Origin of the sequence: Streptomyces yangpuensis, from assembly GCF_024666385.1 — a bacterium.
Taxonomy (GTDB): Bacteria; Actinomycetota; Actinomycetes; order Streptomycetales; family Streptomycetaceae; genus Streptomyces; species Streptomyces yangpuensis.
Genome location: NZ_CP102514.1, coordinates 1,369,322 through 1,392,146 on the forward strand (window position 1 = coordinate 1,369,322; position 22,825 = coordinate 1,392,146).

Genomic DNA, 22,825 nt, shown 5'->3' on the forward strand with positions numbered 1-22,825 from the left:
CTCAACTCCCCCGTGATGGGCCCCGGGAGGGCCCGTGGTCGGTCGGTCAGGCGAGGGCCCGCGCGGCCCTCTGCAGTGCTCGGGCGGTGAGGACCCCCGCGAGGTGGCCGAGGTACTCGGCCGAGGTGCCGCGGCCGGGGACGAACAGCTCCCGGGGTTCGGCGCGGAAGGCGGTGAGTACGGCGTCCGTGTCGTACGGGCCCCCGCGCAGCCGGTCCTCGACCCCGCGCAGGCGCAGCGGCCGGGGGGTGGCTCCGGTGACGGCGATGCGCGGCCCGTCGGGGGTGATCCGTACGGCGGTGGCGCAGACGGGGTAGCGGGTGGCGCGGTCGGCGGACTTCTCGAAGGCGGCGGCCGGCCCGGCGGCGGGCACGAGCAGGGCGGTGAGGATCTGGCCGGCGGGTGCGCCGGCGGCGGCGAACTCCTCGGCCGGGAGGGTGGTGCGGCCGCCCGGCCCGGCCAGTTCGACGACGGCGTCGGCGGCGAGGGCGGCGACCGGCAGGTCGGTGGGCCGCCCGGCGGCGGCCAGGTTGCCGCCGACCGTGCCGAGGTTGCGGACCTGCGGGTCGCCGTTGGCGCGGGCCGCGGCGGCCAGTTCCGGTGCTCCGGCGAGCACCAGCGGGTCGGCGGCCAGGCCGGCGAGTGTGGTGAGGGCCCCGACGCGCAGCAGGCGGCCGTCCGGGGTGCGGGTGGTTCCGCGCAGCTCGGCCAGCTGCCGGATGTCGACGAGCAGGCGGGCCTCGTCGGCTCCGGTACGCAGGTCGGGCAGCAGGCTCTGGCCGCCGGCCAGCACCCGGGCGCCGCGGGTCCCCGCCAGCAGGGCGAGCGCCTCGTCGAGGCCGGCGGGGCGGGCGTAGTCGAACTCGGTGAGGATCACTGGGATTCCCCTCTCAGGCGGCGCCAGACCTTCTCGGGGGTGAGCGGCATGTCGATGTGCCGGACGCCCAGGTCGGAGAGGGCGTCGACGACGGCGTTGACCACGGCGGCGGCGGGTGGGACGGTGGCGATCTCGCCCGCTCCCTTGGCCCCGAGCGGGTTGTGCGGGCTGGGCGTGACGGTCTTGTCGAGCGCGAAGAACGGCACGTCGGCCGCGCGCGGCAGGGCGTAGTGGCCGAGGTCGGCGCTGAGCAGCCGGCCGTTCTCGTCGTATTCGGCTGCCTCCATCAGGGCCTGGCCCAGGCCGTGCACGATGCTGCCCTCGATCTGCCCCTGGACGATCTTCGGGTTGCCGATGTGGCCGGCGTCGTCGACGGCGGTGTAGGCGACCACCTCGGTCTCGCCGGTCAGTTCGTCGATCTCGACGACGGCGACGTGCGTGCCGAAAGGGTAGTTGAAGTCCGGCGGGTCGAAGTGGGTGGTCTCGTCCAGCGCCGGCTCGATCTCGGGGGGCAGTCCCCACCCGTACCACATGGCCATGGCCAGTTCGGCGAAGGTCTTGGCGTTCTGCGGGTTCCCCTCTTCGTGGACGCCGCCGCCCTCGTAGACGACCCTGTCCTCGGGCACGCCCAGGAAGACGGCGCCGGCCCGGACCAGTTTGGCCTTGAGCTTGCGGGCGGTGAGGGCCACGGCGGGCGCGGCCATGCTGTAGGAGCGGGAGCCGTAGGTGCCCTGTCCGTACGGGGCCTTCTGCGTGTCGCCCTCGTGGACCTGGACGGTCGCGGGGTCGATGCCCAGCTCGTCCGCGGCGACCTGCGCGAAGACGGTGCCGTGGCTCTGGCCGGTGGAGGCGGAGCCGACGGTGACGGTGACCTCGCCGGTGGGGTGGACGCGGATGTTGGCGCTCTCCCAGGTGCCGCCGAGCATGCCCTCCTGCGACATCCGGGTCGAGGGGCCGACGCCGCAGATCGCGACGTAGGTGGCGATGCCGACGCCGAGGCGCTTGCCGCGGGTACGGGCCTCGGCCTTGCGGGCGGGCATGTCGGCGTAGCCGGACAGTTCGACGGCCTTGTCGAAGTTCAGCCGGTAGTCCCCGGAGTCGTAGGTCCAGCCGAGACCGTTGTCGTAGGGGAACTTCTCCTTCGGCACCAGGTTCCTGCGCCGCACCTCCGCCGGGTCCATGCCGATCTCGGAGGCGTACCGGTCAACGAGCCGCTCCATGAGGAAGGCGGCCTCGGCGCGTCCGCTGCCGCGCTGCGCGCCGAGCGGGACGGTGTTGGTGAAGGCGGCGTACACCTCGCAGAAGGCGGCGTCGATGGCGTACATGCCGCTGATGGAGCGGCCCATCAGGGCGGTGGCGACGCCGGGGCCGATCGTCGAGGGGTACGCGCCGAGGTTGGCGTGGCTGGTGCAGCGCACCGCGGTGATGCGGCCGTCGCGGGTGCCGGCGAGGGTGACGTGCTGGCGGTGGTCGCGGCCCTGGACGGTGGAGTTCATCAGCCCGGTACGGGTGTCCACCCATTTCACGGGCCGGCCGAGCGCCTTGGAGAGCAGCAGGACCAGGGGCATGTCGGGATACAGGTAGCCCTTGGTGCCGAAGCTGCCGCCGACGGTCGGGGCGATCACCCGGAGCTTGTTGAAGGGGATGCCGAGGACCAGCGCGGAGAGCAGGAAGCGGTGGTTGTGCGGGCCCTGGGTGGAGGCGTAGAGGGTGTACTCGCCGGTGGCCGGGTCGTAGTCGCCGACGGCTCCGCGCGGTTCGATGGGGCTGTTGATGGTGCGCTGGTTGACCAGGTCGAGTTCGACGGTGACCTCGGCGGCGGCGATAGCGGCGTCGGTGCGGTCCTTGTCGCCGCAGGTCCAGTACGCGTTGAGGTTGCCCGGGACGGCCTCGTGGAGCTGGGGCGCGCCGTCGGCGAGGGCCTCGTCGGCGCGGGTGACGACGGGCAGCGGCTCGTACTCGACGGCGATGGCGGCCAGGGCCGCGGCGGCCTGCCGCGGGGTCTCGGCGACGACCGCGGCGATGGGGTCGCCGACGTGGCGGACGGTGTCGCCGGTGAGGACCGGGCGGGCGCCGGGCAGTCCGTAGGGGTGCGGCGGGAAGTGGCTCTCGACGCCGCCGGGGATCCAGATGCAGGGCAGCGGCATGACGTCGGTGAAGTCGGCCGCGGTGGCCACCTTCAGCACTCCGGGCAGCTGCTCGGCGGCCTTGGTCTCGATGGACAGGATCCGCGCGTGGGCCACCGGGCTGCCCAGGATGGCCATGTGCGCGGTGCCCGGCAGGTCGATGTCCGCCACGTACGTGGCCTCGCCGCGCAGCAGCTGCGGATCCTCGCGGCTGTCCAGCGGCTGCCCGAGTACGCCGCCCCGGTCGGCCGGGGGCTCCCCCGTCACGGTGGTCATGTCCCTCACACCTCCGGTGCGGCTGCGGTGGATGCGGCGGTGCCGGCGGGCACCTCGTCGCGGCCGGCCGCGCAGGCGCGCTGCACTCCCCGTACGACGCTGTGGTAGCCGGTGCAGCGGCACAGGTTGCCGGTGAGCCACTCGCGGATCTCGGGCTCGGTGGGGGCCGGGCCGTCGGCGGTGGCGTCGACGAGCTCGCCGAGGGCCATGACCATGCCGGGGGTGCAGAAGCCGCACTGGGTGCCGTGTTCCCGGCGCAGGGCCTCCTGGAGGCCGGACAGTTCCCCGCCGCGGGTGGTGACGCCTTCGATGGTGGCGACCTCGGCGCCGGCGGCGGAGGCGGTGAGGACCAGGCAGCTCTTGACGGAGCGGCCGTCGAGGCGGACCACGCAGGAGCCGCACTGGCCGGTGTCGCAGCCGACCTTGGTGCCGGTCAGGCCGAGGCCGTCGCGGAGCCGTTCCACGAGCAGTTCGTTCGGTGGCGCCGAGAACCGCTCGGGTCTTCCGTTCACGTTCAGTGTGATATCCATGCCAGCGCCTGCGCTTTCGTGAGGGGCCGGTTGAAGAGGGGCCCGCCGGGCTGTTGGAGAATTCCACCGGAGTGCAGCGGACCGGTGTCCACGGGGGCGAATCCGAGATCCGTGATGATTCCCGCGACGATTTCCTTCGCTTTCGCGTCGTCGCCCGCGGTGAAATGCGCCAGGCGCTCTCCGGGTGCGGTTCCCGCGACGGCGAGTGTTTCGAAATGCATGGTGTTCAGTGATTTCACGACCTGGGCGTCCGGATACCACTCGGCGACCAGGTCGCTGGAGGCGCGCCCGCCGAGGTCGGCGGGGGCGCCGGGGCCGCCGAACGCGTTCGTCGCGTCCACCAGCACCTTGTCCTGCACGACGCGCGGCGGGAGCAGTCCCCTCACGCGCTCGAAGGGCACCATCAGCACCAGGAGTTCCGCCTGGGCGGCGGCCTCGGCGGGGTGCGCCGCCGAGGCCGCCGGTCCCAGCTCGGCCACGAGCGGGCCGAGGGCCTGCGGGCCCCGGGAGCCCGCGAGGACCACCTGGTGGCCCGCCGCCACGAGGATCCTCGCGAGGACCGTGCCGATCCGCCCGGTGCCGATGATGCCTGTCCGCATAGCCGCTCCTCGGGAAGGGGATCCGCCGCTGTCAGTCCATGCCGATCCAGACCGACTTGGTCTGGGTGTAGCTCTCCAGGGATTCGGGACCGCACTCGCGGCCGAAGCCGGAGGCCTTGTAGCCGCCGTAGGGCACCGCGGGGTCGTACTGGTTGTAGCAGTTGACCCAGACCGTGCCGGCCTTGATCTGGGAGGCGACGCGGTGGGCCCGGCGCAGGTCCTTGGTGTGGACGCCGGCGGCGAGGCCGTACGCGCTGTCGTTGGCGATGCGGACGGCGTCCTCCTCGGTGTCGAAGGGGATGACCGACAGGACCGGGCCGAAGATCTCCTCCTGGGCGATGCGCATCCCGTTGTCGACGCCGGTGAAGACGGTCGGGAGGAAGTACAGGCCTTCGCTGGAGGCTCCCTCGGGGGTCCAGCCGGTGCCGCCGGTCCGCAGGACCGCGCCCTCCTTCTCGCCGATCTCGATGTACGAGCTGACCTTGTCGAACTGGCCGCGGTGGGCGAGGGGCCCGAAGAGGGTGGCGGGGTCGCGCGGGTCGCCGGGTTTGAGGGCGGCGGCCCGGCGCACGAGGCGTTCGACCAGCTCGTCGTGGATGGGACGCTGGAGCAGCAGCCGGGAGCCGGCGGTGCAGATCTCGCCCTTGTTGTAGTAGATGCCGAAGAAGGCCAGTTCCTCGGCGGCGTCGAGGTCGGCGTCGGCGAAGACGATGTTGGCGGACTTGCCGCCGAGTTCCATCGTCACCTTCTTCAGGGTGCCGGCCGCCCTGCGGATGATCGACTGGCCGACCACGGTGGAGCCGGTGAAGGCGATCTTGTCGATGCCGGGGTGGTCGGTGAGGGTCTCGCCCAGCTCCACGCCGGGGCCGGTGACCACGTTGAGCACCCCGTCGGGGATCTCCGCCTCCTGGAAGAGCTCGGCGATCTTCAGTGCGGTGAGCGGGGTGGCCGGGGAGGGCTTGTGGACGACCGTGTTGCCCGCCGCCAGAGCCGGTGCGATCTTCGTCATCGACAGCAGCAGCGGGAAGTTGAACGGGGTGATCGCGCAGACCACGCCCAGCGGTTCGCGCAGGGTGTAGGCGAGCTGTCCGCCGGCCGGGGCGCGCGAGGAGCCGTCGACGCGGGTCACGGCCCCGGCGTAGTAGTGCATGAGCTGGGCGGCCATGGGGGCGTCGACCGTGCTGGAGAACGCGAACGGCTTGCCCATGTCCACGGTCTCCAGCAGGGCGATCTCCTCCAGGTCGCGCTCGATGAGCTCACCGACCCGGTTCAGCCGCAGCGCCCGCTCCTGGGCGGACAGTCTGCTCCACGGCCCTTCCTCGTACGCCGTTCGGGCGGCGGCCACGGCCGCGTCCGCGTCGGCCGCGGCGGCCTGGGCCACCGGAACGATCTCCCGTCCGTCCACGGGGCTGACGTCCGGCTCGGTACGGCCGTCCCGGGCCGGGACCCATCTGCCGCCGATGAACAGTTTCCCGGGGTTGGCGAGGGGCGGGCCGCTCAGCTCACGCTTGGTCATGGCTGCCTTCCGGTGTCGGTTGCGAATCGGGCGGGGTCAGCCCTTCGCGAGCTGGGCTAGGAACGTCTCCGCGAGGGCCTTTGAGGAGTACGGGTTCTGGCCGGTCGTCAGCTTGCGGTCGACGACGACATGCGAGTCCCAGATCGCGTCGGCCTTCTCGTAGCGGGCGCCGAGCCGGGTGAGCTCGACCTCCAGGATCAGCGGGAGCCGGCCGGCCATGTTGGTGACCAGTTCCTCGTCGTGGGAGAAGGCCGTCATCCGGTAGCCCTCGAACGGCCAGCGGCCTTCGCCGTCGCGCAGCGCGAGCAGCGAGGTGTGGCCGTGGCAGACGGTGGCGAGGGGCTTGTCCTGGGCGATGACCCAGCGCAGGATCTGGGCGAGTTCGTCGGACTTGGGCAGGTCGCCGATCGCGCCGTGGCCGCCGCTGACGTAGACGCCGTCGTAGTCGGCGACGTCCTTCTCGGTGAGGGACTCCAGGGCCAGGGGCGCCTTCAGCTGCGGGGTGTTCTCGATGACCCGGACGTACTCGGCGGCGTTGACCGCGTCCTCGTCGGGGGAACCCTGGGGCCGGACCCACCGGAGGAACTGGGGGTCGATGCTCGTCAGGTCGACCGTGGGCGCGCGGCCGCCGATCGTCGCCACGTCCACGTCGTGTCCGGCCGCCTTGAAGAGCGAGAAGGGAACGACGAATTCCTCCGCCCAGAATCCCGAGGGATGCTGTTCACCGTCCAGCAGGTGCAGGGTCGCCTTGGCCGTCATGACGACGAGAATCTTCATGATTCTCTCCTTGTTCTGGATTCGCTGCCGATTCAACACGCCCCCAGCAGGGGGCGTAAGGGGGTGACGTCAGGCCCGCGATACTTCGTCACGTGCGTCCAACGCCGAGATGATGGTGCGGAATTCACCGACCAGAGGGTGGTCGGGATGGGCTTCTGCAAATATGCGCTCGCCGTACAAGGAGGCCATTTCCGGCGAGTAGGGCAGGATCCCCGCCACGGGCGCGCCGTAGACCTCCTCGGAGCGCCGCCGGGCCGCCTCCCGGTCGATGCCGGCGGGTGCCATGCTCAGCACCAGGGTCCGGCGGCAGGCCAGGCGCCCGGCGAGGGCGATGGTCTCCTCGACCCCGGAGAGGTCGATCCGGTCCGCCCGGGCCATGATCATCAGTACGTCGGCGCTCGCCATCGCGGTCACCGACTCGTTGTTGAGCCCGGCGTGGGTGTCGAGCAGCAGCACGTCCAGCGCGTAGTGGCCGGCGAGCCGGTCGAAGCCCTCCGGGAGCAGGCCCACGTCGTAGCCGCCGGCCATCAGCTCCCGCAGTGCCGCCGTCCCGGTCCGGGCCGGTACGACGTACAGCCCGGGCACGCCGGCCCGCTGGGCGGTGGCCTCGATCTCGCAGCGGCCGAGCAGGTAGTCGGCCAGCGAGGGGCCGGGGCCGAGCCGGAACAGCAGGTCCAGGGTGGGTGACTGGATGTCGGTGTCCACGACCCCCACCCGGCGTCCCCCGGCCGCGATGAGCAGCGCGAGGTTGGCCAGTACGGAGGACTTGCCCGTGCCGCCGCGGTGCGAGTGCACCACGATGGTGCGGGCCATCTAGGCCACCACCCGGTGGCCGGGGCCGGCCGCGTACGGCCCCCGCGCCGTACGCGGCCGGTGCAGGGCGAGCATGGTGACGTCGTCGTGCTGTTCGGCGGTGCCGGTGTGCTCGCGCACCGCCAGGTCCATCCGGTCGACCACCTCCGCGCCGCTGGCCGGTGGGCCTGCGAGCAGTTCCAGCATCCGTTCGTCGCCGAGGAAGCTGCCGTTCGGGCAGCGTGCCTCGGGCACTCCGTCGGTGAACACGAAGAGGGTGTCGCCCGGGTCGAGCTGGGCGTAGCCGAGCGTGTAGACGCAGTCGGGCAGGACGCCGACGGCCGGTCCGGTGATGTCCAGGGGTGCGGGCGGGCTGCCGTCGGAGGGCAGCAGCAGGGGCGGGTTGTGGCCGCCGTTGATGTAGACGAGGCTGCCGGTGAGCGGGTCGAGGACCCCGAAGAACAGGGTGGCGAAGTACCCCTGCCGCAGGTGGTTGCTGGTGAGGTAGCCGTTGGTGGCGGTGACCGCGGTGAGCAGGGGGGTGGCACCGACGACCGGGATCCGCCGGCTGCCGCCGGCCCGTCCGGCGGCGACCAGGTGCTGCAGTCCGCTGTTCTGCGCGGTGTGCCGGAGCAGGGAGCGGATGAGTGCCATGAAGAGGGCGGCGCCGACCCCCTTGTCGCAGACGTCGGCGACGACGAAGGCCAGCCGGCGGCCGCGGGAGATCTCGAAGACGTCGTAGAAGTCCCCGGCGACCTGCCGGGCGGGCCGGAAGCGTACGTCGATCTCCCAGCCGTCGGGGACGGGCAGTGATTCGGGCAGGAAGCCCGCCTGGATCTCCCGGCCGATCTCCAGTTCCTTCTCGTAGCCCATGAGTTCGGCGCGGGCGTCGGCCTCCCGCAGGGTGCGGCCGAGTCCGGCGCGCTCCGAGCAGCTGTGCAGCCGGGCCCCGACGAGGGCGGGCAGGAAGGGCGGTACGAGGTAGTCGTGCCCGATCCGGACGTGCTCCTCCAGGGCGGCGAACTCCGTCACGGTCCAGACGACCACGATGGGGGCCCCGGCCCAGCGGCGCAGCCGGCGTACGGCCGTCCGTACGGCGTCGCCGTCGGACTCGGCCGGGGCGAGCAGCACGTCGGCGACGGGCAGCAGCTCCAGCGGGCCCTCGCGCAGCTCCGTCAGCGTGCGGGTGACGAGTGAGGCGTCCATCGTCCGCAGCGCGTCGAGCAGTTCGGGCGGTGGTGCCGGGTACGCGTCGAGGATGATCACGGTCGTGGAGGGCATGGGTCCGTCCCCTCAGCCTTCACAGTCAGCGTGCTGATGTTGCGGCCGTCCCTGTGCACGTAGGCGAACGCGTCCACGCTGGTCAGCGCCAGGTGGATGCCGAGGCCGCCGATCCGCCGGTCCTGCGGGGGGACCCCGGGGCAGGGCGGCAGGCGGCCCGCGACGGGGTCGAAGGCGGGGGCGGAGTCCTCGAGGGTGATCTGCACCCCGCCGGGGCCGGAGCGGCCGCGGACGGTGATCCGTCCGTCGCCGCCCCGGTATCCGTGCATCACGATGTTCGTGGCCAGTTCGTCGACGGCCAGGCGGAGCCGGTAGGCGGCGCGCCGGTCCAGCCCCGCCCGTCCGGCCAGCCGCAGGACGAACGCGGCGACGTCGCCCAGTGCCCCCACGGTGGCGGGCACCTCCAGTACGACAGGCGTCCTCGCCAGCTCGACCATGTCACTCACGGTCGTCACTCATCGGAGAGGACGATGCTGCGGTCGAGGCCGGCCGTCCGGATGGTCCGGGAGACGGGCTCGATGGCACCGACCACCTTGATGGTGACGTCGTCGGCGACCTTCTGCTGGGCGAAGACCAGGGAGCGCAGTCCGGCGCTGGCCATGTAGCCGACGCCGGCCATCCTGATCTCGACGGTGGTGGTGCCGTGTCCGGCGGCCTTCTCGATGGTCCGGTGGAAGTCCGGCGCGGTCTTGGCGTCGAGCTCGCCCGACAGTTCGATCACGGTGGTGTCGCCCTCGATGCTCAGGGACACGGAAAGCGGCATGTCAGGTCTCCTTCGGTCAGGGCGTGTCGAATGGGTCGGGGTCGTTCGTGCGGCCCACCAGGATCACCACCGACCGCGGGCCGATCAGGTACTTGCCGGCGTTGTCGAGCTCCGGCTCGGCCCCCGGGGTGTGGATGTCGTACGGTGCCTCGGCCCCGGTGTCGGCGAACAGGTGCCAGCTGCGTCCGCCGGGCAGGGCCGGGAGTTCCAGGTCGTGCGATTCCCAGTGCGCGTTCATGGCGACGTACACCACGTCGTCGTCACCGGCGCCGCAGCGGGCGACCGCCACCAGCCGGCTGTCGGCCGACCAGTCGGGCTGCCAGGCCCGTTCCCCGTGCCAGCTGATGTCGGGCAGGCCGAGGTGTTCGCGGACCCGTCCGGTGGGGTGGCACGTGGAGCGCAGCTCGCGGTGGCGCCCCCGGAAGGCGATCATCTGGCGGGTGAAGCGGAGCAGTTCGGCGTTGTCGTCGACCTGGTCCCAGTCGAACCAGGACAGTTCGTTGTCCTGGCAGTAGGTGTTGTTGTTGCCCTGCTGGGTCCGGCCGACCTCGTCGCCGGAGAGCAGCATCGGGATGCCCTGGCTGGTGAGGAGGATGGCGAGGGCGTTCTTCATCTGCCGGGTGCGCAGTGCGTTGATCTCCGGGTCGTCGGTGGGACCCTCGGCGCCGCAGTTCCAGCTGTTGTTGTCGTTGGCGCCGTCGTTGTTGCCTTCGCCGTTGGCCTCGTTGTGCTTGTCGTTGTAGGAGACCAGGTCGGCGAGGGAGAAGCCGTCGTGTGCGGTCAGGAAGTTGACCGAGGCGGCGGTGCCGCGGCTGGAGTAGAGGTCGGGCGAGCCGGCGATGCGGGTGGCCAGTTCGCCGGTGACTCCGGGGTCGCCCTTGAGGAAGCGGCGCACGGTGTCGCGGTACTTGCCGTTCCATTCCGCCCAGCGGCCGTAGGCCGGGAAGTTGCCGACCTCGTAGAGGCCGCCGGCGTCCCAGGCCTCGGCGATGAGCTTGGTGTGCCGCAGGACCGGGTCGTAGGCGAGCAGTTCCAGGAGCGGCGGGTTGGGCAGCGGGGTGCCGTCCAGGGACCGGCCGAGGATGGCGGCGAGGTCGAAGCGGAACCCGTCGATGTGGTAGTCGGCGACCCAGTGGCGCAGGCAGTCGAGGACGAAGTTGCGTACGACGGGGTGGTTGCAGTTGACCGTGTTGCCGGTGCCGCTGAAGTTGAAGTAGTAGCCCTCGGGCGTGAGCATGTAGTAGGTGGCGTTGTCGAGCCCCTTGAAGGAGATCGTCGGCCCCTGCTCGTTGCCCTCGGCGGTGTGGTTGAAGACGACGTCGAGGATGACCTCGATGCCGGCCGCGTGCAGGTCCTTGATCAGGGTGCGGAACTCGTCGCCCTGCATGCCGTAGCGTCCGGTGGCCGCGTAGCCGGCCTTGGGCGCGAAGAAGGAGACGGTGTTGTAGCCCCAGTAGTCGAAGAGCTTCTCGCCCGTCTCCGGGTTGGAGCGCGGGTTGTCGCTCTCGTCGAACTCGAACACGGGCAGCAGTTCGATGCAGTTGATCCCGAGTTCCTTCAGGTACGGGATCTTCTCGCGCAGCCCGGCGAACGTGCCGGGCGCGGTGACGCCCGAGTTGGGGTGCCGGGTGAAGCCGCGCACGTGGGCCTCGTAGACGACGAGGTCCTCGGCGGGGATGCCGAGCGGGGTGTCGTCGCCCCAGTCGAAGTCCTGGAGGCAGACGCGGGAGCGGTACTGGTAGCCGCGGCTGTAGTCCGGTTCCACGCCCCACACGTCACGGCCGGCGATCAGCCGGGCGTAGGGGTCGGAGAGGACCTGCCGGGCGTCGAAGCGGTGGCCGGTGACCGGGTCGTAGGGGCCGTCGGCCCGGTACCCGTACTCGATGTTCTCGTGGTCGAGGCCGAAGACCGTCATGGCGAACACGCTGCCGGTGCGGAATTCCTCGGGGAACTCCAGTTCGGCCATCGGCTCGGGCTCTCCGCGCCGGTAGATGACCAGGGTCATGGAGGTGGCCTGGTCGGAGAAGACGGAGAAGCTGACGCCGCCGGGGACCACGTTGGCCCCGAAGGGGAACGGTTTGCCGGCGCGGACGCGGTACCCGCCCACCTCGTGGGTCGGGTACGCGTCGACGCGCAGGACCTGCTCGGACCGGGTCTCGCTCATCGCGCGGCCTTGGCCCGGGCGGCGGCCGCGGCGGCCTCGCCGGTCTCGAAGAAGTCGAGGAAGCCGGTGGCCGACATGACGAACCGGACTTCCTCGCTCACCCCGTAGAGGGTGACGGCCACGCCGGCGTGCTGGGCCTCGCGGTAGACGACGAGCAGGGTGCGCAGGCCCGCGCTGGAGACGTAGGTCACCGCCGTGAGGTCGATCCGCAGCGGCTTGCCCTCGCGGACCAGCGGCAGCAGGGCCTGGAGCAGTGTGCCGGACGTCTCGCTGTTGATCTCGCCGGTGGCGACGAGCACGGTGCCCGTCTTGTTCCGGCGTTCCTTGACGTTGAGAGTCATTGCCTTCCCCTCTGGTTGGGGCGCCCCCCGTTGAGCGCTACTTCTTGGCCGTCGGCCGCAGCCGGACCTTGACCCTGACGCGGCTCTGGACATCGGGCAGGCGCACGGTGAGCGCCTCCGCGTCGAAGTCGGTGTACGGCTTCTCGTCGATCTCCACGGACGCGATCCGCACCGCGCCGGCGGGCAGCAGGTCGGGCGAGACGCGCAGGATCCGGTCGGGCAGGCCGGTCGGGTCGGGCTGGAAGTGGAAGTCCATCTCCCGGCCGTTGATGAGCAGGTTGTTGTAGACGGCGGCGAGGTAGCAGAGCTCCGCCGAGTGGTACATGGACATCGAGTGGCTGCCCTTGAGCCGCTCGGTGCCGAGCAGGTACGGCGTCCCGCCGGCGAGGACGTTGAAGTAGACGGCGCCCTCGTCGTGGTCGAGGAAGAAGGTGTTGTAGAAGGCCTGCGCCTGCCGGGCCTCACGCAGGTTCGCCTCGCCGCCGACCGTGCCGTTCAGGATGAGGTAGGCGAGGATCGCCTGCTCCTGCTGCCACCAGGCCTTGCGGTCGTGCCAGGCGAAACGATACGTCTCCTGGTCCCCCTGCTTCACGCGCTCCACGACGTCGTACCAGCCGCCGCGCTGCACGTCGCTGCCGACGGCCGGCATGATCTCGCCGATCTTCCTGGCGAGCTCCTCGTACGCCGGCTTGGCCTTCAGCGAGTTCATCCGCATCAGGTTCCAGGCGATCTTCAGGTTGTGGCCGACGACGGCGCGGTCCTGCTGCCAGCTGTGCGCCTTGTCGTGCGACCAGTCGCGCATGAAGCGCTCCTGGACGAACGGGCTGTTCTTGTAGTCCGGGAACTTGTCCGCGATCGTGTCGAAGGTGTACTCGAGGAAGTCGGCGTACTTCTGCTCGCCCGTCGCCAGGTACAGGTTGATCAGGTAGGCGGGGGCGTGGTCGCCGACCGAGTTCCAGTTCTTGCGCTCGGCGTTCTCGCCGAGGGACTCGTGGTCCGCGCTGAACAGGATCGGGTCGATGTGGGAGTAGTAGCCGCCCTGCTCGGGGTCGAAGAAGAACTTGTCGAACAGCCGGATGGTGGCGTCCGCGTCGTTCTTGATCCGGACGTCACCGGTGACCCGGTAGGTCTGGACGGGGCCGGCCAGCGCGTAGATCTGCTCGTACATCGGGATCGCGTCGTAGTCGTCGGAGAACTCCGAGGTGAACAGCTTGCGTTCGCTGTCCCCGTCGACGCTGATGCCGTGGTACCAGAAGACCACGTCCTCCTCGCCGTCCACGACCCGCATGTGCTTGCGCAGGTACTCGGTGCCGCGCTCGGCGACCTCCAGGTACTCGTCCTTGCCGGTCAGCAGGTAGGCCGAGGCCATGCCGTAGACCAGGCGGGAGATCGTGTCGGTCTCCTGGACGTGGCTGGCGGTCTTGTCACCGCCGAGCCGGATCTCGGTGCGGTACTCGGTGAAGTCCACCGGCCCGTCGCCGAACTGCGCCCGCTTGTAGAAGTCGGCCAGCGACTCGATCTGCTTGATCCACCAGCTGCCCTCCTCGAAGCGGTAGTCCTCGGCGCCGCGGCCCAGGAACACCAGGCGCTTGGCGTCGAAACGGCCGCCGTGCTCCGGGTAGTGGATGCCCTGGACGAAGAGGAACCGGCCCGGCGAGAGCATCTCGTCGATGTGCCCGGACGCGTCGATGTAGGGCTCGTCCAGGTTGCGGACCAGCTCGGCGCTGGGGTCACCGGCCAGCGAGACGTCGAACTCGCGGCCGTCCGAGGTCTTCAGCCGCAGCAGGCGCGTACCGGAGTCGAAGCGGACGACGTAGCCCGCGATGGTGTCGGAGAAGGAGAAGCTCACGGCGTCCGCCATGTCATGCACCGTCCTTGTCGTGAGTGCTGTCGTCCTCGTATCCCTGGCTCACTTCGACGATCACGCCGTCGGGGTCGCGGACCCACACGGTCCGCCAGCCGCAGATGAAGTCGTCGAAGTCCAGCGGGCCCAGGGTCACTTCCGCCGCGTCGCCCAGGCCGGCCAGGAACGCGTCCACGCTGTCGGTCTGGAAGGCCAGGTGGCGCATCCGGCCGGGGGCCTGCGGCCCGTCGTCGTCCGCCCTGCGGGCCGGTGCGGTCCCCCCGGCCGCGAAGAGCTCCAGGTACGCGTCCCCCTTGCGCAGGAACACGATCTGCGCCTCCCCGAGGTCGACGACCCGGGCCCGGGAGAAGCCGAAGTACCGGGTGTAGAACTCCTCGGTGGTCTTCTGGTCCACGCAGTTCAGGCCCACGTGGGACCAGCGCAGCCCGGCGGCCATCAGCCGGCCCCCCGGCCCCGGCCGGCCGCGATCAGCTCGATGATCCGGCGGGCGAACAGGTGGTGGTGCGCGCCGGTGCGGCCGGTGACCAGGTCGCCGTCGACCACCACGTCCTCGTCGACGTACTCCCCGCCCATGTTGCGGACGTCGCCGATCAGGTTGTTGTGGCAGACCACCTTGCGGCCGCGGATCTTCCCGGGGATCGAGGACGCCAGCCACATGCCGTGGCAGATGATCCCCTTGAGGACCGTCGGCTCCTCGAAGGCCCGGCGCAGCAGCTCGGTCGCCGGGGCGAGGACGTCCACGTCCTCGGTGTAGCGCAGCCGGTCGGCCACCATGCCCGAGGGCACGATGATCGCCGCGTACCGGCGCAGCTCCTCGTCGCCCAGCCCCTCCAGGGACCGGTTCACGGTGAAGGGTGCCCGGTACTCGTGCCCGGTGAAGGTGAGGGAGTCGTTGCCCCACAGCCGGGTCAGGAAGTCGACCTCGGCGCCCTCCTCGGCGAACCGGTTCCGGTAGTAGAAGATCTCCGGCTCGTAGAAGTCGCTCTCGACCAGGACCGCGATCCGGGTCCCGGACAGGGCGCCCTCACGCAGGACGGCATCAGACACGGGAGGTCCCCCTCAGGAAGTCCGCCGCGCGCTCGGCGATCATCGCGATGGCGGTGTGGCAGTTGCCGGACGGGACCGCGGGCATCACGCTCGCGTCGACCACGCGCAGGTTCCGTACGCCGTGCACCCGCAGCTGCGGGTCGACGACGGCGAGGTCGTCATTGCCCATGCGGCAGGAGCCGGCCTGGTGGTGGTAGCTCTCCGACTTCTGCTGCACGAAGGTCCGCAGGTCGGCGTCGCTGACGTATCCGGGTCCGGGCTGCAGCTCCTGCTTGTACCAGGGCGAGAACGCCGAGGTCGCGAAGATCTCCCGGGCGATCCTGACGCCCTGCACCATGCGTTCCAGGTCCCAGCGGTCACCCAGGTAGTTCGGGTTGATCAGCGGGTGAGCCAGCGGATCGGCGCTCGCGAGCCGGATCCAGCCACGCGAGACCGGGCGCACGACCCCGGGCAGGATGGACACGGTGTTCGGGTGGTCCTTGCCGACGATCACGTCGAAGGGCACGTGGACGAAGGCGATCTGCAGGTCGGGGGCGGGCAGTCCCGGCTGCGAGGACAGGAACAGAGCGCTCTCGGAGAGGTTCTGCGCGGGCGCCGGGAGCTCCTGGGTGACCTCGGCCATCAGCCCGGTCAGGACGTGGTTGTGGAAGTTCTCGCCGACCCCGGGCAGGGCCGCGGTGACCTCGATGCCGTGCTCGCGCAGCTGCTCGGGGCGGCCGATGCCGGAGAGCAGCAGCAGCTTCGGCGACTCGATCGCCCCGGCGGCGACGAGCACCTCGCGCCGGGCCCGTACGGTGTGCAGGCCGGGCGCGGCGGCACGGCTGTGGCCGTCGCGGACGGTCCGGCCGGGGACGTCGCCGCCCGGAGGTGTCGCGGGGGGCCGGAGCTGGACGTACTCGACGCCCGTGCAGGTGTCCCCGTCGAGGAGGAGCCGGGTGCTCTGCGCGTTGGTGCGCAGGGTCAGGTTCGGCCGGTCGAGCGCCGGCTCCAGATAGGCGGCGAGGGCTCCCTGGCGGCGGCCGTCGGCCACGTCGATGTGGTGCCAGCCGGTGCCGAACAGGCCGCGCCGGGGCCCGTCGGTGTTGAAGTCGGCGATCTCCTCGTGGCCCAGTTCGACGGCCGCGTCGATGAAGGCGCGGGAGACCGGGTTGGGGCCGTGCAGCCCGGCGTTGGTGATCCGCTGCGGGCCGCGGGTGCCGGTGGTGGCGGCGGTGACGTCCTCCTGGCCCTCCAGCAGGGCGAAGTACGGGAGCACGTCCTCGTACGCCCAGCCTGCCGCCCCCTGGTAGGCCCAGTTGTCGAAGTCCGAGGCGTGGCCGCGGATGTGCATCATGATGTAGAGGTTGCTGCTGCCGCCGGGGGCCTTGCCGCGCGGCTCGTAGGTGCGGCGGCCGTCGAGCCCGGGCTGTGGGGTGCTGGTGTAGCCCCAGTCCACGGGGCCGCCGAGGAGCTTGTACCAGGAGGACGGGTCGTCCACCTCGGGCGGGATCCGGGAGCCGCCCGCCTCCAGGACGAGGACGGTGACGTCCGGGTCCTCGGAGAGCCGGCCCGCCAGCACGCTGCCGGCGGTGCCCGATCCCACGACGATGTAGTCGTACTCTTCCACGCTCACCTGTGCCCCCTCAGTCCTGGCTCAGCACCTGGAAGGGGACCGTGTCGTGGTAGTTCGCCATGTAGGCGATCTTTCCGTCCACGATCCGGAAGAAGTTCATGACCTCGGCCTCGATGGGCTCGCCCGAGGCGCTGACCGCGGTCAGGTGGGAGACGGCCGCGGCCTTCTCCCCGTCGACGAGGAAGTGCACGGGCTCGTTGCGGAAGACCCGGTACATGGTCCCCATGCCCTTCATCATCGAGCGGAGCACCTCCAGGCCCTCGATGTGGCCGGCCAGCTGCTCGTCCATGACCTGGTCCTCGGCGAACAGGTCGCACCAGCGGTCCCAGTCCCCGGCGTTGGCGTACTCGTAGTACTTCTGCAGGATCTGTCGTGCGTCCATCGCGCTCATCCCCCTCTATCGGTCCCTGCGGGTTCCGTCCGGCGCGAACGGCGCCCAGAACTGGCTGAAGGCGGTCGCCGAGTCCCCGAAGAGCCCGTCGCGGCCCTCGACGATCCGGCCGTCCCGCCACCGCATGAAGTGGAAGACCGGGTAGTCCATCCGCTCGTACGGGGACCCGCTCGCGTCGGCCGCGCCGGCCCGCAGGGCGACGTTGCGGCACACGTCCGCCGAGCAGTCCTCGCCGACCAGCACCGCCTCCAGGTCCATCCGGAAGGTGCCGCCCGTGAGCTTGTGGGTCTGGCCCATCAGCTCCAGGAAGGCGTCCAGGCTCTCGTACCAGCCGGCCAGGGGGTGGTTGCCCGGCACCAGCCAGCGCAGGTCCTCGGAGTAGTACTCCAGGATCCGTGCCCGGTCGCCGGAGCCGAGGGCCGCGTAGGCCTCCCGGACCCGCTCCCGCGTCACTTCGGTCATGGTCGCTCCTCCTTCACCGCGGTCGCGGTCACGGTCACCGTCACGGTCGCGGTCGCGGTCGCGGTCACAGGGAGGCGGAACCGGGCATCGGGGCCAGGTCGTTGACGGTGTACTGCTGGATCAGCGGTCCGTCCGGGCCGGCGACCACGGTCCAGGTCTGGTCGGCGTCGAAGCCGAGCCACTGGCTGCGGGCGGCCGGCGGGTCCCAGATCCTGGCCTGCCAGTTGACGAGCACCCGGACGACCGCACGGTCGCCCTCGATGACGGGCTCCACCTTCGTGACGGTGTGCACCTCGTCGAAGAAGCGGTGGGTGACGGCCTCGTACCAGCGGCCGAAGCCCTCGTGCCCGAGGAAGGTGTCCTCGGGGACCTTGAACTCCAGGTCCTCGGTGATCAGGGCGAGCACATCGGCCGGGCCCACGTGCTGGTCCAGCGCCACGTACCAGTTCTCGGCGAAGGTGCGGATCGCGTCCTCGGTCAGCTGCCGCTCGGCGGGCATGCGGTCTCCTCCTGTTCCGTCTGTTGCGCGGTTACATCTCCGTCTGTTCCGTCTGTTCCGTCTGCGGGAGGGAGCGGTCAGATCTGCACGTCGACGAGGAACGGCCCGGGGTGGGACAGCATCCGGCCCACCGCGGCGACCGCCTCGTCCGGCTTCTCCACCCGCATCCCGCCGGCGCCGAGCGAGCGGGCCAGTCCGGCGAAGTCGATCTCGGGATGCGAGAGGTCGAAGGAGCCCGGGAAGCCGTGCTCCGGGATGTCCCGCTCCCGCCAGTACTGGGCGATGTTGTCGTCCAGCAGCCGGTACTTGCGGTTGTTGCAGACGACGAACTTCGCGTCGATGCCGTGCCGGGCCGCGGTCCACAGCGCCTGGTAGGTGTACATGGACCCGCCGTCGCCCGCGAACCCCACGACGAGCCGGTCCGGGCGGGCCAGCTTCGCGCCGACCGCTCCCGGGAAGCCCACGCCGAGCGATCCGCCCCGGGTGAGGTGGTAGTCGCCGGGGCGCTCCGCCGGCAGGTACCGGGTGACCAGCGGCGAGGTGGTCAGCGCCTCGTCGAAGACGATCAGGTCCCCGCCGGTGCGCTCGGCCAGGGTCCGCAGGAAGACGGCCATCGGCGTGCCGTCGTCCTCGGCGGCCGCGCCCGCCGCCCGGGCCCGCTCCCGGGACCGTACGTCGAGCCGGGCGGCCGCGGCGGCCCGGCGCTGCGGGGTCAGCTGCCGCTCCAGTACCCCGGCCAGCGCGTGCAGCGCCTGCCGGGGGTCGGCGGCGAGCCCCAGGTCGACCGGGTGGTTCTTGGCGATCTCGTAGGCGTTGAGGTCGATGTGGACGACCTTCGCACCCGCCCGGAAGGGGCTCTCCAGCTCGGGGAACACCTCCGGGAAGACGTAGGTGCCCACGATCAGCACCCCGTCGGCGTCGCCGACCAGCTCCTTGCTGTGCGGGCCGAACATGTGGCCCGTCTGGCCGCGCCGCAGCGGGTGCGAGGCCGCGATGTTCACCTCGGAGGAGTCGACCTCGTACACGTCGGCGCCCAGCAGCTCGGCGACGGCGACGAGCTCGCGCTGCGCCCCGGAGAGCGCCACCCCGTCCCCGACCAGCACGACCGGCCGCTCGGCGGAGGCGAGCAGTTCGGCCGCCCGGCCCACCGACGCCGGTGACGGCGCCACGTCCGTGAGCGGGACGGTGGCCGGCAGCACGGGCTCGGAGTTGAGCTCGTCCAGCACGTCCATCGGCAGCGCGACGAACACGGGCCCGCGGGGCGGGGTGAGCGCGATCTTCACGGCCCGCCGGACGGTGCGCAGCACCGAGCGGGGATCGGTGACGCGCGTCGCGTACTTGGTGACGGGCCTGGCCATCGCGACCAGGTCGGACGCCATCTGCGCGTCCATGGCGTCGTAGCGCACCCCGGCGTCGCCGGCGACGACGACGAGCGGGGTGTGGCCGCGCAGCGACTGGTAGAGCATCCCGATGCCGTTGCCGAGGCCCACCCCGGCGTGGAGCTGGAGGAGGGCCGCGCCGCCGGTCGCCCGGGCGTACCCGTCGGCGATGCCGGCGGCGACGGTCTCCTGGAGGGCGAGGACGTAACCGAAGTCCTCCGCCGCGTCCACCGCGTCGAGGAATCCCTGTTCCACCGTCCCCGGATTTCCGAACATCACCTTCAGGCCGTCGGCCTTGAACTGCTCGATCAGCCTTTCCCGTCCGGGAGTGGCTTCCATGAATTCCCCCTCGACCATTCGATTTCCCGTTGCCTTCCGGGACTACCAGCCGTATCGGGTGAGCCCGTCCTCCAGGACCTCTACGATCTTCTGTCCCGTCAGATAGGAGTCGGGGGTGGAACGTCCGGTGACGAAGGGGAAGTCGACGATCACCGAGACGGGTTTGCCGAAGTTCCCGTGATACGCGCCGCGCGGCCCCGTCGCGTCGCGCAGGATGTACTCCAGCGGATACGGCGGCGGGCCCATGTTGAAGTCGGTACCGAGGAATCCGGTGCCGTCCTTGTAGTCGTACTCCTTGCAGTGGCCGGTCACGTGCTTGCCCCAGATGATGCTCCTGCGGTCGTCCCAGTCCCGGGCGAAGGCCAGGCAGGCGACCCCGTAGCACTCGGCGGCCACGACCTTGCCGGCCTTCCGGAAGGCCAGGATCAGGGCGTGCACGCGCTCGTTGTTGGCGAGGTCGGCGATCGGGCCGCTGCCGCCGACGATGAGGACCGCGTCGTATCCGGCGATGTCGGCGTCAAGTTTGTCGAGGTCGCGGTGGTACTGCTCCAGCTTGGGCAGGTAGGCCGCGTCGCTCGTGTACGGGCGCTCGGGCACCCACGCCTCGATGTCGAGCGGTGAGTCCAGCCGGCTCGACTGTTCGAACTCCCGCCCGAGCCTGGCGTTCTCCTCGGTGGTCACCGAGCGTCCGAGGGGCGGGTCGATGTACTTCGCGTCGAGGCTCGGCGGAAGAGCGTGTGCACGCTTCCCGGTCGGCGTGGCGAATATGACCTCGTAGCCCCGCTCGTCGAACTTCGAGACGGGCCCTATCAGTTCTTCGGCCCAGTAACCGTGTTCGGAGACAATGACCAGAATCTTTCTGCTCACGTATTCCTCCAGCGCCGCCTGTTGTCGTTGGCGTTCCCCACACTGGCCGGGCCCCGGGCCTTCGTCAAAGCGCCGGCATGCGACTTCGTGAGGTAGCGGTACGGGCGACGGCAGCACTTCAGGAAGTCGTTCGCGGAGGTCATGAAGTACCTCCAGGACTACCTGACTTCGGCCGAATCGGTGAACCATTTCGCGGGCCCCGACCTAAGGTCTGGACGCGCCGTGAATCGCGGGCGCGCGAGCCGTGTTGCTGTGACGAGCATGAGCACGAGGAGAGGGACGGCGACGATGACGACGGATCTGCTGTGCACACACATCGATCGGATACGCCCGGTGGAGCCCACCGCGGCGGGCTGTGAGGAGTGCCTCCTCGCCGGCGACACCTGGGTGCACCTGAGGCTGTGCCTGACCTGCGGACACGTCGGGTGCTGCGACTCGTCGAAGAACCGTCACGCCACCCGGCACTACCGGCGCACCGAGCACCCGATCGCGGCCTCGCACGAGCCGGGCGAGGACTGGGCCTGGTGCTACGCCGACAAGCTGATGCTGGACCCCGCATGAGCACGGCCCGGGAGAGTTCCCCCGCGCCCGCCGCTCCCGCCACGCCCGCCACGCCCGCCGCGTCCCCGGGCGCCGCCGAGCGCGCGGAGAGCCGCAAGCCGGTGATCCTGGCCGTCGACGACGACCCGCAGGTGCTGCGCGCCGTCCGCCGGGACCTGCGCAGCGCCTACGGCGACCGCTACCGGGTCCTCGGCGCCTCCTCGGCCGCCGACGCCCTGAAGATCCTGGACTCCCTCGACGAGCGGGGCCACGACCCGGCCCTGTTCCTCGTGGACCAGCGCATGCCGGACGTGACCGGCGTCGAGTTCCTGCTGGAGGCGGTCAGCCGCTTCCCGGACGCCCGCCGGGTGCTGCTGACCGCGTACGCCGAGACCGACGCGGCGATCACCGCGATCAACCGGGTCCGGCTGGACTACTACCTGCTCAAACCGTGGGACCCGCCGCACGAGCGGCTCTTCCCCGTCCTGGACGACCTGCTCTCGGACTGGCTGGCGACCTACCGGCCCGCCTACGACGGGATCATCGTCGTCGGCCACCTGGTCTCCCCCGGCACCCACGCCGTGCGGGACTTCTTCACCCGCAACGGCCAGCCGTTCCGCTTCCTCAACGTCGAACGGGACCCCGAGGCGCTGACGCTGATCGCCGCCCAGCCCGACGGCGCCCTGCCCCTGGTCCGCTTCCCGGACGGGTCGGTGCTCTCGGCGCCGACCGACACCCAGCTCGCCCAGCGCCTGGGCCTGGCCACCACCGCCTCCCGCCCGCACTACGAGTGCGTCATCGTCGGCGCGGGCCCCGCGGGCCTGGCGGCCGGCGTCTACTCGGCCTCCGAGGGCCTGTCCACGCTGATGCTGGACTCCCGCGCCCCGGGCGGCCAGGCCGGCACCTCCAGCCTGATCGAGAACTACCTCGGCTTCCCCTCGGGCCTCTCGGGCGGCGACCTGACCCGCCGGGCGACCATCCAGGCCTCCCGGTTCGGCGCCGAGATCCTGCACCCGGTGGAGGTGGTCTCACTGACCCGCGACGACCCGGCGAAGATCCTCACCCTCGCCGACGGCACGGAGATCTCCGCGGAGACGGTCCTGCTCGCGACCGGCGTCTCGTACAACCGGCTCGACGCGCCGGGCGCCGACCGCTTCGAGGGGGCCGGCCTCTACTACGGCGCGGCGACCACCGAGAGCTCGGCCTGCATCTCCCAGCACGTGTTCATCGTGGGCGGGGCCAACTCGGCGGGGCAGGCCGCCGTGCACTTCGCCAAGTACGCCGCCCGCGTGACGATCCTGGTGCGCGCGTCCTCCCTGGACGCGAGCATGTCCCGCTACCTGATCGACGAGATCGGACGCACCCCGAACATCGAGGTCAGGGTCCGCACCACAGTGGTCCGGCTGGACGGCGAGGAGCACCTCGAACGGCTGACCCTCCACGACGCGCAGACGGTGCGCGACACCGAGATCCCGGCGCGCTTCATGTTCACCTTCATCGGGGCCCGCCCGCACACCGACTGGCTCGCGGGCGTCGTCGATCGGGACGAGTACGGCTTCGTCCTCACCGGTTCGGACCTGATCGCGAACGGCGGCGAGCTCCCGGCCGAGTGGAGCCTGGAGCGCGCGCCCTACCCCCTGGAGACGAGCGTGCCCGGCGTCTTCGCGGCGGGCGACGTCCGCGCCCACTCGGTCAAACGCGTCGCCTCGGGCGTGGGCGAGGGGGCGATGGCCGTCTCGCTGATCCACCGCTACCGCTCGATGGGCTGAGAGCGAACACCCCG

The 22,825-nt window shown here is 71.0% G+C and carries 23 protein-coding genes; 2 read left to right on the forward strand and 21 right to left on the reverse strand.

Features of this window, described 5'->3' with window-relative positions; genetic code table 11:
* Positions 1-46: 46 nt before the first annotated feature.
* The 21 genes from NRK68_RS06295 to NRK68_RS06395 form a co-directional block, all read right to left on the reverse strand.
* Positions 47-877, reverse strand: a complete 831-nt coding sequence (locus NRK68_RS06295) for an FAD binding domain-containing protein (RefSeq protein WP_257855299.1) — start codon at positions 875-877, stop codon at positions 47-49.
* The gene (locus NRK68_RS06300) at positions 874-3,279 is read right to left on the reverse strand and encodes a xanthine dehydrogenase family protein molybdopterin-binding subunit (protein ID WP_183067530.1); all 2,406 of its coding nucleotides are present in this window, start codon (positions 3,277-3,279) and stop codon (positions 874-876) included. The genes NRK68_RS06295 and NRK68_RS06300 overlap by 4 nt, the downstream gene beginning before the upstream one ends.
* Before the next feature lie 5 nt (positions 3,280-3,284).
* The gene (locus NRK68_RS06305) at positions 3,285-3,797 is read right to left on the reverse strand and encodes a (2Fe-2S)-binding protein (RefSeq protein ID WP_373024401.1); all 513 of its coding nucleotides are present in this window, start codon (positions 3,795-3,797) and stop codon (positions 3,285-3,287) included.
* On the reverse strand, positions 3,794-4,408 hold the full coding sequence (locus NRK68_RS06310) for an NADPH-dependent F420 reductase (protein ID WP_183067532.1): 615 nt from the start codon (positions 4,406-4,408) through the stop codon (positions 3,794-3,796). Before NRK68_RS06310 ends, NRK68_RS06305 begins: the two co-directional genes overlap by 4 nt.
* Before the next feature lie 31 nt (positions 4,409-4,439).
* Positions 4,440-5,924 (reverse strand): aldehyde dehydrogenase family protein, encoded by a 1,485-nt coding sequence (locus tag NRK68_RS06315; protein WP_183067533.1) that lies wholly within the window; start codon positions 5,922-5,924, stop codon positions 4,440-4,442.
* A gap of 36 nt (positions 5,925-5,960) precedes the next feature.
* A complete protein-coding gene (locus NRK68_RS06320; protein WP_257855300.1) occupies positions 5,961-6,701 on the reverse strand; it encodes a type 1 glutamine amidotransferase domain-containing protein in 741 nt (246 codons plus the stop codon).
* Positions 6,702-6,770: 69 nt separating this feature from the next.
* Positions 6,771-7,514, reverse strand: a complete 744-nt coding sequence (locus NRK68_RS06325; protein ID WP_183067535.1) for a MinD/ParA family ATP-binding protein — start codon at positions 7,512-7,514, stop codon at positions 6,771-6,773.
* Entirely contained in the window at positions 7,515-8,774 is a 1,260-nt protein-coding gene (locus NRK68_RS06330; protein WP_257855301.1) for a PP2C family protein-serine/threonine phosphatase, read from the reverse strand.
* Positions 8,756-9,211, reverse strand: a complete 456-nt coding sequence (locus NRK68_RS06335; protein ID WP_257857786.1) for an ATP-binding protein — start codon at positions 9,209-9,211, stop codon at positions 8,756-8,758. Before NRK68_RS06335 ends, NRK68_RS06330 begins: the two co-directional genes overlap by 19 nt.
* Before the next feature lie 14 nt (positions 9,212-9,225).
* Complete coding sequence (locus tag NRK68_RS06340) at positions 9,226-9,537, reverse strand: STAS domain-containing protein (protein WP_030964503.1); 312 nt, start codon at positions 9,535-9,537, stop codon at positions 9,226-9,228.
* A gap of 16 nt (positions 9,538-9,553) precedes the next feature.
* Positions 9,554-11,701, reverse strand: a complete 2,148-nt coding sequence (glgX, locus tag NRK68_RS06345; RefSeq protein WP_046780330.1) for a glycogen debranching protein GlgX — start codon at positions 11,699-11,701, stop codon at positions 9,554-9,556.
* Positions 11,698-12,042 (reverse strand): STAS domain-containing protein, encoded by a 345-nt coding sequence (locus tag NRK68_RS06350; RefSeq protein WP_046780331.1) that lies wholly within the window; start codon positions 12,040-12,042, stop codon positions 11,698-11,700. The genes glgX and NRK68_RS06350 overlap by 4 nt, the downstream gene beginning before the upstream one ends.
* A 37-nt stretch (positions 12,043-12,079) precedes the next feature.
* Positions 12,080-13,903, reverse strand: a complete 1,824-nt coding sequence (locus tag NRK68_RS06355; protein WP_183067537.1) for an AGE family epimerase/isomerase — start codon at positions 13,901-13,903, stop codon at positions 12,080-12,082.
* 1 nt (position 13,904) lies between these two features.
* Positions 13,905-14,342, reverse strand: coding sequence for a VOC family protein (locus NRK68_RS06360; RefSeq protein ID WP_183067538.1), 438 nt, complete (start codon positions 14,340-14,342; stop codon positions 13,905-13,907).
* Complete coding sequence (locus NRK68_RS06365) at positions 14,342-14,953, reverse strand: DJ-1/PfpI family protein (RefSeq protein WP_183067539.1); 612 nt, start codon at positions 14,951-14,953, stop codon at positions 14,342-14,344. The genes NRK68_RS06360 and NRK68_RS06365 overlap by 1 nt, the downstream gene beginning before the upstream one ends.
* Positions 14,946-16,565 (reverse strand): GMC family oxidoreductase, encoded by a 1,620-nt coding sequence (locus NRK68_RS06370; protein ID WP_257855303.1) that lies wholly within the window; start codon positions 16,563-16,565, stop codon positions 14,946-14,948. The genes NRK68_RS06365 and NRK68_RS06370 overlap by 8 nt, the downstream gene beginning before the upstream one ends.
* 10 nt (positions 16,566-16,575) lie before the next feature.
* Positions 16,576-16,947 carry a nuclear transport factor 2 family protein gene (locus tag NRK68_RS06375; RefSeq protein ID WP_183067541.1) on the reverse strand — a complete coding sequence of 124 codons (372 nt, stop codon included), beginning with the start codon at positions 16,945-16,947 and terminating at the stop codon, positions 16,576-16,578.
* Between the two features lie 15 nt (positions 16,948-16,962).
* Positions 16,963-17,418, reverse strand: coding sequence for a nuclear transport factor 2 family protein (locus NRK68_RS06380; RefSeq protein WP_030964493.1), 456 nt, complete (start codon positions 17,416-17,418; stop codon positions 16,963-16,965).
* 64 nt (positions 17,419-17,482) lie between these two features.
* The gene (locus tag NRK68_RS06385) at positions 17,483-17,917 is read right to left on the reverse strand and encodes a nuclear transport factor 2 family protein (protein ID WP_046780336.1); all 435 of its coding nucleotides are present in this window, start codon (positions 17,915-17,917) and stop codon (positions 17,483-17,485) included.
* Between the two features lie 77 nt (positions 17,918-17,994).
* Complete coding sequence (locus NRK68_RS06390) at positions 17,995-19,635, reverse strand: thiamine pyrophosphate-binding protein (RefSeq protein ID WP_257855304.1); 1,641 nt, start codon at positions 19,633-19,635, stop codon at positions 17,995-17,997.
* A 42-nt stretch (positions 19,636-19,677) separates the two neighbouring features.
* Positions 19,678-20,502: a type 1 glutamine amidotransferase domain-containing protein gene (locus tag NRK68_RS06395; RefSeq protein WP_030964488.1), complete on the reverse strand. Its 825-nt coding sequence runs from the start codon at positions 20,500-20,502 to the stop codon at positions 19,678-19,680.
* Between the two features lie 261 nt (positions 20,503-20,763).
* On the opposite strand from NRK68_RS06395, the gene NRK68_RS06400 reads away from it, so the two are divergent.
* Both NRK68_RS06400 and NRK68_RS06405 read left to right on the forward strand, forming a co-directional pair.
* Positions 20,764-21,063: a UBP-type zinc finger domain-containing protein gene (locus NRK68_RS06400; protein WP_257855305.1), complete on the forward strand. Its 300-nt coding sequence runs from the start codon at positions 20,764-20,766 to the stop codon at positions 21,061-21,063.
* Complete coding sequence (locus NRK68_RS06405) at positions 21,060-22,811, forward strand: FAD-dependent oxidoreductase (protein ID WP_257855306.1); 1,752 nt, start codon at positions 21,060-21,062, stop codon at positions 22,809-22,811. The genes NRK68_RS06400 and NRK68_RS06405 overlap by 4 nt, the downstream gene beginning before the upstream one ends.
* Positions 22,812-22,825: the final 14 nt, after the last annotated feature.